Below are 10,621 nucleotides of genomic sequence, written 5' to 3' on the forward strand. Positions count from 1 at the left end.
AAGTGCAAGCCGATAGCGTTAGAGGAAGGAACAACTGCACCGGAGATGATGTTGTTTCCGTAGATCAAGGAACCTGCAACTGGCTCACGGATACCGTCGATGTCAACGGGAGGCGCAGCGATGAAAGCGATGATGAAGCAGGTGGTAGCAGCTAGTAGGGTAGGAATCATCAACACGCCGAACCAACCGATGTAAATCCGGTTTTCGGTGCTGGTGATCCACTCGCAGAAGCGATCCCATACGTTGGCGCTGGAGCGCTGTTGTAAGGTTGTGGTCATTTTTTTATGAGTGCTTTGTTTTATGTATGTGATAGGTGGTTTTGCCTATCTGTATATAACCATAGCGGCTTAACTGAGATTTGTAAATATATCTTAATACAGATTTAATTATGACAGTTATGAGTTTTACTAATATGTTGTGGATGTGACGCACAGAAAGCAGGTTGCTGTACGTCACTGTTGATTTGCTTAACCAGGAGGCCAGGCTAGATGCCGTCCTCCCAGGATATGTAGATGTAAGTGGTAAACAGTTTGACCGCCGTCAGCACCTGTATTAATAACCAGACGATAACCATTTTTCAGTCCAGCTTGTTCGGCGACACGCTTGGCTGTTAACAAAAGATGCCCCAATAGAGCATGATCTTGAGATTCGGCTTCAGCTAGTTGGGGAATAGGTTTTTTGGGAATAACGAGGATGTGAACTGGGGCTTGGGGGTTAACGTCGTTAAATGCCAGGGCTAAATCATCCTCATAAACAATATCTGCGGGAATTTCCCGACGAATGATTTTGCTGAAAATCGTATCTGTGCTTGCACTCATGCTAGGTTGCCTATATATATGCTAAAGATTTTAGGCGATGGCGCGGAGCGATCGCTTCTAGTGATCGCCTGGTGTATTCTCATAATTGGGGTGCGATCGCTTGTTTGTAGTCAAAAAATTTAAGATGTTGTGTAGTGAATGCGTCTATATCTCGATGACGAAAGCTGCCGATGTCAGCACCAAACGCTCAATTACCCTCGCACCGGACAACTGGGTAAAATGGGTGACGCAAATACCTGATGTGGTTGCAGGGGAAATTCTCAACTCAGAGTTCCAGTGGATTAGCCGAGAAAGTGATGTATTCATCCACGTTGAGAGTCAAAAGTATGGAAAATTTCTGGTTCTCAATGAATTGTAATTGAGGTATAAACCAGAAATGCCACGACGAATGCGTGCATACTCAGGATTCGCTGAGGAAAAATATAAATTACCAACGTATCCTGTACTAATTAACATTCTTAAAACCAGTGAAGCAGAAATACCGACGCGATATGAGTCTAATCTTGCTGGTTTAGAAGTTCGTCAAGATTACCGAGTTATTAACCTCTGGGAAGTAGATGTTAGAATTGCCTTAGAGCAACCTTTAAAGAAATTTAATCCTGATGGTTCTCTCAAACAAGAGTATGTTGAATATGCTCTGAGTATTGGTATTAGTGATGAATTGCTTGCAGAAATGGAGCGCCGCAAAAGAATTGATGTTGATAGCTACAATCAATTGTCTGCTGGATATGCCGAACAAGGGATAAATTTTGGACAATAGGAGATGAGAGCGAGAATTGCAGATAGCAAAAGTTATTTGCAACGCAAACGCAAAGCGCTCATGTCTCAAGACATTCGCAATGGTGAAGAGATTGACTCTCTCCCACTGGATATAGAACCAGATGATTACTATCGGCAGCAAGGGTACAATCCAATGCATCATGGCTTCTAACTCACAAAAACTGTGCAGGGTAATATAGCGATTAAGAGTTACGTGAGGTACAGATAATATTTTGAAACGCAAAGGGACGCAAAGTAAAGCGCAGAGGTACGCAGAGATTTGTACCTCAGCAGACTAGGAAACGCTATATCTATTTCAGTCCCTGCCAGATTTTATAAAATATTTATAGCGGTTTCTAAGCAACTGAGGTACACCCAAATCTTGTTGACCAAGGCTAGTAGCTTTGAAAACGTACCTCACTAGGTCGGGAACCGCTATATCTGAAGTGGCTACTAATAAAAATCGTATTTTGGTTTTATAGTTTGGACTACTCTTATATTAAAAGGTATAAACTAAAGTGCTCTATATTACTAACCATTATACTTGCACAGCATATTCGGAATGATAAAATTGGGATTTTTTACAATTCAACGGAGCATGATATTGCGGCAGATTTAGTCGATTTGGGCGTACCAAAATAAGATACTGTGTTAGGTTTTCATCCTCCTTTCATGCAGGAAATGAGTGACTATGCAGTGGGCTAAAAGCAGAAGAATTAAAGAGGCGATCGCTGAAGCGACGAAAGTCAACAGGTGAGGAGTTGTTGGGTTTTCTTGGTCAACCCGACCACCAGATCGGGCGATCGCACCGGAATCATCAGTTGTTTCGATGCTCCACCAGGAAGAATGTTTCGTATTTTGTGCTGCTCTCATTAATATGGTAGATTGGGTCTATCATTGTATCCTTTCTGCCCTCCCAAAACGTACCCCCACTCGAATATTCGAGAAACTTCTGCTTCTTCTCCACACTGAACCAGGCAGGCGGGTTGCTTAGAAACGCAGCCGTTTCTTCAATTACAGCCAAGTGATATTTTACAAGTTGGGCAAGCTTGCTATCGTCAGGAATAAAGGTAAATTCAGGCAAGAAACGCATACGCTTCAATTTTTCCAACTGATCTGTCACCTCCTTGAGGCGTTGGGTATAAATGTCTTGGAGCTGAGTTTCAGATGGTTCATTGATTTTGATACTTGTTTTCCCACTAATCCCATTGGGTGCCATTTCTATCAGTACATCTGCTAAGTGTCCTTTGAACCACACACCTAGCAGATCCTTAAGGCTAGAATGGTACTCGCACCAATAATATTCCCCGTCATCCGGCTGCCTAACATAATCTCTCTGCTCCATGGCGGCAGCATTCATCTCTTGATACCCCTTTTGCTGTTTTTTTAGCTGTGACCGTTCACTAAGAGCGCCAAGGGCACCGGTAAGAGTTTTCTGAGCAATGATAAATATGGCAGCCTCCTCTTTGTTGAGATTTGGTGTGTATATCTGTTTGTTACATTGACCCAACTTATTCGACCACTGCAAGTTATCTCCGTTGAGAAAACGTGTCAACAGATCACATTCACCTCCTTTTCCTCTGCCTAAGAATACAACAAATAGATCGAAAATTACTCCACCCCAAAACCAGGTCGTTGCCCAGCGCTCCACTGTTTCCCATTGAAGTGTTTTATCAATACTGGCGATCTGCACGTACTGATTGTCCGCCAGCAGCGTTTCCAATCGTCTAAGGTTCGCGTTGCTTTTCAGCAGCTTGTGACCGATTACGTACTTTACGTAATCTAAACCCTGCATGGGGATGGATGTTTGTGTGCTATAACCAATCGGCCAATCCTTGCTGCTTGCGCTCAAAATAGCCTTTTTAAGCTCCTTCTTCCACGCAGATTGTGGCCAGTCGTCGACTTCGGTAATGAGCTGCATTCGTAACTTGGCCGCCGCGATGTTTATGCCATCGTCTATGTTGTTCACAGAGAGATTAAGGGCAATGTCTTTTACATCTATCTCAATCCAGTCTGTACTTTGACTTTGGTAAATCCAAGAAGGATTATTGCCCGGTTGCCCCATAATCCTTGTGTAGGCTTCGTTCATTGTTTGTATGATCCCCTTACTAGCCTTTGACCACCATCCCTCAAATGTGGTCGGGCGTGCCACCGTTTCTTTGAGGTATTTGGCAAGCTCGTTTCTAAACTGTGCTGCCTGTTGAGGGGTATTGAAAATGATAGGGGGTGTAACCAATTCCAGTACATCCCCAGAGTCTGTCTCTAGTTTGAGCGGAATCTGGTTTCCCTTCTCAAACGCATCGCCAGAAAGAATCGTCTTTGCGATTTCTATATGGGTATAGCGCAGGATGGTGTTGTCGTGGGTGCAAAACTCGATCTCAAATCCGTAGGTATTTTCCTTTGTGGTGACTATTCTCATCGTATTAGCATCTCTTTGCTTTTGGATCAGTCATTCCCTACCAACCGAGCGATATCATCTAAATCAGTATTGCTCGAGAGGGCATGATCGCTAGTAAGGCGATTTATTCTACGATCATCATCTGCTCCAAGAAGTTGATGGGCGTTATCGAAAAGGCGAAAAGCATTAATCACAGGACTACTCCCTGATTCAGTTATCAATGGAGTATAAGGAACAGAATTGTCCTGTGGGACGAACTGCAAAAAGTAGCCAATGACTTGTGGTCCAGGAATGCGAATGTAGTAATACTCCCCATGAGCTCCATGGAAGGTTGCTTCTGAGGAACTCTTGCTGGATGACGCACTAGACACTGAAAAGCAGAGAAATCCACCACTTGCACTACTTGAATTCTCAATCACTGATTTGGTAGATTCACTATTTGATTGCGTCATTTTCACCTTAATGGTGATATCTTTAGCGATCGCCATTGCCACCGGAAAAGCGGGCAAGATGTATTTGTCCTTTTTCCCATTGCTCTTGCCGTTGCTATCCAACTCCTCATATTCAGTCAGCACCTTAAGCTCTGTTTGACTTTTAGTTCTGACATCATCTACCGTGATGCCGGGTGACACGCGCAGGTCAGCCAGCCTGAAAAAGGCATGAGACATCTTGAAGAGTTGCGGATTGAACCACCCCCCTCGATCGAATGAGACTTTAGCCACCCGAAACCCAATTTCAATTTCTTGATTGAAGAAGTTACTCCGCTGTGTGGTTTTAGCACTGGCTGAACTCGATTGACCACTCGCAGAAGCAAACCACAGGCTGGCCCCCCACTTGGTACTACTCGCTTGCGTATCTAAGGATTGTTCATCTTTCTGTTTAGAATCACTAATTTTGAGCAGAATATCCTGGAACATACCACTAATCTCAGCGTCTTCCTCTGTCGGTGGCGTTGACAAGATTGCAGGTTCCTTCACGTTGACAGTTGGCAATAAAGCATCCTCAATGGCAATAATGCTCTGTTCGTCCACCATATTGGGAATGGTTAACGTCCAATACCCTGAACTGCCGGATACCTCTGTGATCGTCGCCCCAGTCCGCTTAGCATTGATCGCAGTTTCCATTGCTGACTTGAGTGCGGCATAGTCAATATCCCCAGACGTCAGGGTAACGTTAATCGGATCGGTTTGATCGCCACCTATTTTTAGCTTAAAGCTGCCTCCAGTGACCGTTGGCGCGATCCCAATCTCATAGACCAGGGTTTGATCGACATAGGATTTGCGCTCTAGATCGATCCGGGTTGTTTTCGCTGCTTCTTTAAATACACCCGCCAAGATGTCACTGTAATAAGCCACTTCTGTTTGCAACTCATTCACCCGTTGCTCCATGCTCACTTTGTTAAATTGCCAATCCCGCGATTCCAGTTGTGCCTTTTTAGCTTTTAGATCGGCAAGGTTGGAGATGGCACTGGTGAGTGTTTGTTGTTTTTCATAGGTGTCAGAAATGCCTTTGACAGCTTGACCCAACGCATCAATATAGGTTTGAGAGTCGTCGGTTGCCCCCAGTTTTTTAGCTTTAGCTGGAACCACATTCCCAATCTTGCCCCCAACATTCATCACGTTGAAGTAAATTTTGGCAATTCCAACCACTCCTTCACCATATTGTTTGATCAATGCCGATTCTGCTTGGTTAAGATTTTCCTTGCTGGCTTCAATAGATGCCTCTAACCGCTCAATTTCATCCGGATTAGCAGAGATCAACTGCATCTGTTGTAGTTCTGTCTTTGCTCGCGCCAGCTCCCGTTGTTTCGCGACAAACTGATCGCGAATGGATTCTTTTGCCATTGTCAAATCTTCAGGATTAAGATTGGGAGAGAGCGCTTTAAACCAGTTATTCGGTTGAAATTGCACTGGATATACAGTCATGGATTCATCCAGCGATACCCTAGAAGAATTCCGCATTTTCTGCTTGCTCGTTTCCAATTGTTCGGCAATGGATGATGCATTGAGATAACCTAAAATGGTGAGCACTTCATGAAAAAGCCCTCGAACCACCACATCGTTGTAAAGGTTATTCAATTCCTCTTGACGCACTACAGCGTAAGAACTTTGCCACTTGGCATATTCATCGAGACCATTTTCCTTGGCTTTCAATTCATCAAACTTCTTATTTTTCTCTTCATTCCATTTATTTTTTTCCTCTAGATATTCTTTGTAAAGCTTCTTGCAAAGTTCAATCCGTGAAAGTGGTTTCTTGTTTTCATCTCTTTCGCCACTATCTTCGAGCAGGAAAGTCCCAAGACCGGCTCGATCTTTGATGAAGGGTATCAAATAATCAATTTTGGGAATGAAGTTATTGACGAGTGTATCGTACACAATCGAGAGCTTTTCCCCATTCGATCCTGCTGTAATAGGAGAAATGTCAAACAGTTGATCTGAAAGACGAAATTCTTGTTCTGCAACCGTATAGGGTCGCGTTAACACGCTGTTCCTATTATTGGTGTCATATTGATACATGCGATAATTCAAGGGTTGGGCTGGAAACTGCATACTAAATAACTGGTTTCCTCCCCCGATCATGTCGTTTATCTTGTTATAGATAAGCTGCATGATTCCCTGCTCTCTATCTAAAAATGCCATAAAACTCCCCCTTAAATTTCTGAATTAAATCAGCACCATTCAGTGCAACAGCCCCTACCCATCACTCAGACTCTTTCTGTTGAATTCGATACATTTTGAATTTAGAACTACTGCGCTCTCATTCTTTCTTGTATCTGTTTACATACGTAAGGCTTAGGAGATAGCATATCTTTAGGGGCAGAAAACCAAGACATCTGGGTAAAATCTTTTCTTTCTCCTGTATTTTCCTTATCTGATAGAAATCTTCTGGGTACGAAAAACTGATTTCCACCCCCTTTATATTTACAATCTTTGGCTTTATTTTCTTGGGAAGCTACTTTTCCTTTATAGACAACAGTACCCTTAGGAAGAATAACTGCTCCGACCATGGTTACAAAATTTCCCCAATCTTGATTAAGAGCTAAATCCTCAATAACCTGGTTGCGATCTTGATATAGCGTATTCGTCATAAATCTCCCCCTCTGGGTTCCGTCACTGGAATAGTAACGATAATAAATAGTTGGTTCTTGTAAAGTAGTTTTTTCGCACTTATCTTCTGCAAATGATTCTTGAATTTCTTTCTTATCCTTACTATCATCATAGTCACCCTCGTCTATTGGGCAAGTTTCAGATTGGGCAATTAGTAGATTATTCTTAATTGAAAAAGCATAGCTTTCTTGGAATAAGCTCTGCCCTAAAATAGAGAAAAACCCAACGCTTAGAAATAATTTTGAAAGATAACTCATTGGTTTTTTAAAGATTAAGGACGCAAGCGATTTATGACGGTCGATACCTTGGGGCTAGTCTTACAGGTCTAAAAATTGTCAAGTTTAATTGCGAGATTCAACACTTCCGGACTTGATCAGATCGCTCATTTGACCCCGCTAACTACTAGCTATTTGATCTCCAAGGTTTTGATTGTCATCTGTCTTAAGACGTAAAAAATTATGTATCTAAAAAGATGCTAAGGGGATTCACACCCAATAGCAATTGGTTATATATTAGAATTTATTTATTATCTGAATAAATAAAATAGATTTACTTATAAGTTGCTCTAAATAAATCTACATAAATAATAAAATTTCTACTTTACTCATATATACATACTATTAATATTTTGTTAACAGAAAAAAATGTAATTGTCGTGATTAATTCTGAGGACAAGTCGCTGATAGTAGACTATACCAACTCATTCCCACTAATTTAACACTGCAATTATACGCTTATACTTACTTGAGGATGAATATGAATTAGCGATCGCTATTATTGAGGGTATAAATAACCGAGCTAACCAAGGTCAGTATCAAGTTGAGAGTTTTACGTTTAATTAGGTTGACCTACTTAGTTGGTTAAATATGGTTGAATCTGAATTGTCTGTACTCGTTTGTCAATGTCTTCAAAGAAGAATTCCGGATCTTGAAACTTTAGAAACAGAGGTATCGATTTGGGAACGCGATCGCAATCAAAATAAAGTTTGTGTAGATTGGCGTTTTCGTACAGAAGACGCAAGAGTTAAGCTTTCAAAGATTTATCCAACCCCTCAAAATTAATGGGACAGAGTACTAGTAGTCCACCACACCAACTTTGATGGGTGAATAAGTTCGTAGTCAGGACTTTAGTCCTTGCATTGAGCGCTTCAGCGCTTACTACAAACCCAGCAAAGTTGTCTTGCTAGACCACTAGTCAACGATGGGCACGACACGCGATCTATTCAGCACTATCTAGGACACAAAAACATTCAGCATACGGTGCGCTACACACTGAGCCAACGAGGGTGGGGTCGAGATCGAGAGGAAGGCGGCTCCGACTGCGGAGTACGAGGAGGAGGAGTGGAACCGGATTATCGACATCAACCTCCGCGGCGTTTTCCTGTGCATGAAGCACGAGATCCCGCTGATCTTCAAGCAGGGACGCGGCGCGATGGCGCGTAGCGCCCGCTGGAAGCGATTCGGACGCGGCTGCCTTCGTCGTTGGGCACGCCATGATCATCGACGGCGGCCAAACGGTGCAGTGATGTTCGTCGCCAACACGATCAAACCCTAAACGCACGACAACAAACCATTGTCGCGATCGCCACCTTAAGCAACAACGGCGATGACTGGTATCGCCACTCAGGAGGTACTCGACGGCAAGCCCGTGGACTGGATGGAAAAGGTCAGCGACGAACAATACCAGGACAGATTCAAGACCAAGTAGAAGGAAACCAGTTTATCTTCCAGATTGGAGCATCAATAACCGACATTGTATTGGAATGAGAAAGTTGAGGACTTGGTATCTGGGATACTGGCTGAACTACCCCAAGCCAAACGAATTTCTCCCGGTGAAGCTGGTTGGAATAAACTGTTAACTGACAGCAGAATGCAACCCAAGCATAGCCAAATACCACAACCTCAAGATTGGGAACTTTAATCTCTCAACAGTGCATAGCCAATCAACATAAACCCATGACCAAATACGTAGCTGCAATTGACCAAGGAACAACCAGCACCCGCTTCATCATCTTTGACAAGCAGGGTAAAATTGTTGGCTATGCCCAAAAAGAACATCAGCAGATTTATCCCCAACCAGGTTGGGTGGAACACGACCCCAACGAAATTTTGTCATCTACTCAAACTGTGATTAAAGATGCTTTAGAGCAGGGTAATATTACAGTCGCCAAGATTACAGCCGTTGGCATTACTAATCAGCGGGAAACTATAGTAGTTTGGGATAAGAAAACAGGCAAACCTTACTACAATGCCATTGTCTGGCAAGATACCAGAACTGACTATATCTGTAATCAACTAGCAGAAGATGGTGGGATAGACCGTTTTCGCGCCACCACAGGTTTACCACTTGCTACCTACTTCAGCGCACCTAGAATCAAATGGTTACTGGAAAACATACCAGAATTAAAAGCCGCAGCCGCAAATGGTAACGCTCTTTTTGGCACAATTGACACTTTTTTGATTTGGCATTTAACAGGTGGTACAGAAGGCGGTTTGCACATCACCGATGTTACCAACGCCAGTCGTACCTTGCTGATGAACTTGAACTCTCTGGACTGGGAACCAGAAATTTTGGAAATTATGGGCATTCCCCGGCAAATGTTGCCAGAAATTCGCCCTTCATCAGCCATCTATGGCAAAGCTACAGGTATTCTGGCAGGAGTTCCCATTGCTGCTGACTTAGGTGATCAACAAGCTGCATTAATTGGACAAACTTGTTTTCAGGTAGGTGAAGCCAAAAATACTTATGGTACAGGTTGCTTTATGCTGCTGAATACAGGCCAGCAACAAGTAATTTCCCAACATGGTTTATTGACAACGGTAGCTTACAAGTTGGGTGATGCTCCAGCGGTTTATGCCTTGGAGGGGAGTATTGCCATTACTGGTGCTCTAGTTCAATGGTTGCGTGATAACTTGGGATTAATTCAAAGCAGTGCAGAGGTAGAAACATTAGCCAGTACAGTTACAGATAATGGTGGTGTTTATTTTGTACCTGCCTTCTCTGGGTTATTTGCTCCCTATTGGCGCAATGATGCTAGAGGTGCAATTGTGGGTATGACTCGCTACACAAATAAAGGTCATATTGCCCGCGCAGTGTTAGAAGCAACAGCTTGGCAGACTCGTGAAGTTTTAGATGCGATGAGAGAAGACGCGCAGGTAAATTTAACAGCTTTGAAAGTAGATGGTGGGATGGTGTACAACAACCTGCTGATGCAATTTCAAAGCGATGTGTTAGGTGTGCCAGTGATTCGTCCTCAAGTAGCAGAAACTACAGCTTTAGGGGCAGCTTATGCTGCTGGTTTGGCGACAGGTTTCTGGAGTAGCCTGGAGGAATTATCTGATAATTGGCTTTTAGATAAGACTTGGGAACCAAAGATGGATGCTGTACAGAGAGAAGGTTATTACAGGCTTTGGAAGAAGGCTGTTAGTGACATACTCCACACACTCCCCTTCGGGTGAGTGTGGGCTTCTCAACGACTCCTCTATGAGGACATTGATTGAGCTTTGAGGGCGTGTGTCCCACGCGCCTTTATGTTAATA

Annotated in this window: 10 protein-coding genes and 3 pseudogenes; 7 read left to right on the forward strand and 6 right to left on the reverse strand. The window is 43.2% G+C overall.

All coding sequences use genetic code 11. The features are described 5' to 3' along the window. A pseudogene (locus tag H6G32_RS25715) lies at positions 1 to 278 on the reverse strand (photosystem II q(b) protein); the annotation flags it as partial. A 189-nt stretch (positions 279 to 467) separates the two neighbouring features. Further along, complete coding sequence (locus tag H6G32_RS25720; protein ID WP_190463501.1) at positions 468 to 818, reverse strand: histidine triad nucleotide-binding protein; 351 nt, start codon at positions 816 to 818, stop codon at positions 468 to 470. A gap of 154 nt (positions 819 to 972) precedes the next feature. On the opposite strand from H6G32_RS25720, the pseudogene H6G32_RS25725 reads away from it, so the two are divergent. Further along, a pseudogene (locus H6G32_RS25725) lies at positions 973 to 1,408 on the forward strand (transposase); the annotation flags it as partial. Between the two features lie 173 nt (positions 1,409 to 1,581). Further along, positions 1,582 to 1,749: a hypothetical protein gene (locus tag H6G32_RS25730; RefSeq protein WP_190463503.1), complete on the forward strand. Its 168-nt coding sequence runs from the start codon at positions 1,582 to 1,584 to the stop codon at positions 1,747 to 1,749. 479 nt (positions 1,750 to 2,228) lie between these two features. Here the strand turns inward: H6G32_RS25730 and H6G32_RS25740 are convergent, their stop codons facing one another. The 4 genes from H6G32_RS25740 to H6G32_RS25755 form a co-directional block, all read right to left on the reverse strand. Continuing rightward, a complete protein-coding gene (locus H6G32_RS25740) occupies positions 2,229 to 2,450 on the reverse strand; it encodes a hypothetical protein (RefSeq protein WP_190463505.1) in 222 nt (73 codons plus the stop codon). Next, positions 2,395 to 3,996 carry a hypothetical protein gene (locus H6G32_RS25745; RefSeq protein ID WP_190463506.1) on the reverse strand — a complete coding sequence of 534 codons (1,602 nt, stop codon included), beginning with the start codon at positions 3,994 to 3,996 and terminating at the stop codon, positions 2,395 to 2,397. Before H6G32_RS25745 ends, H6G32_RS25740 begins: the two co-directional genes overlap by 56 nt. Positions 3,997 to 4,022: 26 nt before the next feature. Continuing rightward, positions 4,023 to 6,614 (reverse strand): coiled-coil domain-containing protein, encoded by a 2,592-nt coding sequence (locus H6G32_RS25750; RefSeq protein WP_190463508.1) that lies wholly within the window; start codon positions 6,612 to 6,614, stop codon positions 4,023 to 4,025. A gap of 107 nt (positions 6,615 to 6,721) precedes the next feature. Then, positions 6,722 to 7,339, reverse strand: coding sequence for a hypothetical protein (locus tag H6G32_RS25755; protein ID WP_190463510.1), 618 nt, complete (start codon positions 7,337 to 7,339; stop codon positions 6,722 to 6,724). Between the two features lie 609 nt (positions 7,340 to 7,948). Between H6G32_RS25755 and H6G32_RS26565 the strand changes: the two genes are divergently transcribed. The 5 genes and pseudogenes from H6G32_RS26565 (at position 7,949) to glpK (ending at position 10,540) form a co-directional block, all read left to right on the forward strand. Further along, entirely contained in the window at positions 7,949 to 8,143 is a 195-nt protein-coding gene (locus tag H6G32_RS26565; protein WP_206757982.1) for a hypothetical protein, read from the forward strand. Between the two features lie 129 nt (positions 8,144 to 8,272). Continuing rightward, positions 8,273 to 8,347 (forward strand): annotated as a pseudogene (locus tag H6G32_RS27515) (tyrosine-type recombinase/integrase); the annotation flags it as partial. A gap of 31 nt (positions 8,348 to 8,378) precedes the next feature. Beyond that, positions 8,379 to 8,636, forward strand: coding sequence for a hypothetical protein (locus H6G32_RS25760; RefSeq protein ID WP_375539820.1), 258 nt, complete (start codon positions 8,379 to 8,381; stop codon positions 8,634 to 8,636). A 225-nt stretch (positions 8,637 to 8,861) separates the two neighbouring features. Beyond that, the gene (locus tag H6G32_RS25765) at positions 8,862 to 9,002 is read left to right on the forward strand and encodes a hypothetical protein (RefSeq protein ID WP_190463512.1); all 141 of its coding nucleotides are present in this window, start codon (positions 8,862 to 8,864) and stop codon (positions 9,000 to 9,002) included. A gap of 35 nt (positions 9,003 to 9,037) precedes the next feature. Continuing rightward, complete coding sequence (glpK, locus tag H6G32_RS25770; protein ID WP_190463515.1) at positions 9,038 to 10,540, forward strand: glycerol kinase GlpK; 1,503 nt, start codon at positions 9,038 to 9,040, stop codon at positions 10,538 to 10,540. Positions 10,541 to 10,621: the final 81 nt, after the last annotated feature.

Origin of the sequence: Cylindrospermum sp. FACHB-282 (assembly GCF_014697195.1) — a bacterium.
In the GTDB taxonomy this organism is placed as follows: Bacteria; Cyanobacteriota; Cyanobacteriia; order Cyanobacteriales; family Nostocaceae; genus Cylindrospermum.

What these genes read in the sequence shown, in the direction of transcription:
- H6G32_RS25720 (WP_190463501.1), bottom strand. Translation starts at nt 818, where the DNA reads ATGAGTGCAAGCACAGATACGATTTTCAGCAAAATCATTCGTCGGGAA.
- H6G32_RS25730 (WP_190463503.1), top strand. Translation starts at nt 1,582, where the DNA reads ATGAGAGCGAGAATTGCAGATAGCAAAAGTTATTTGCAACGCAAACGC.
- H6G32_RS25740 (WP_190463505.1), bottom strand. Translation starts at nt 2,450, where the DNA reads ATGAGAGCAGCACAAAATACGAAACATTCTTCCTGGTGGAGCATCGAA.
- H6G32_RS25745 (WP_190463506.1), bottom strand. Translation starts at nt 3,996, where the DNA reads ATGAGAATAGTCACCACAAAGGAAAATACCTACGGATTTGAGATCGAG.
- H6G32_RS25750 (WP_190463508.1), bottom strand. Translation starts at nt 6,614, where the DNA reads ATGGCATTTTTAGATAGAGAGCAGGGAATCATGCAGCTTATCTATAAC.
- H6G32_RS25755 (WP_190463510.1), bottom strand. Translation starts at nt 7,339, where the DNA reads ATGAGTTATCTTTCAAAATTATTTCTAAGCGTTGGGTTTTTCTCTATT.
- H6G32_RS26565 (WP_206757982.1), top strand. Translation starts at nt 7,949, where the DNA reads ATGGTTGAATCTGAATTGTCTGTACTCGTTTGTCAATGTCTTCAAAGA.
- glpK (WP_190463515.1), top strand. Translation starts at nt 9,038, where the DNA reads ATGACCAAATACGTAGCTGCAATTGACCAAGGAACAACCAGCACCCGC.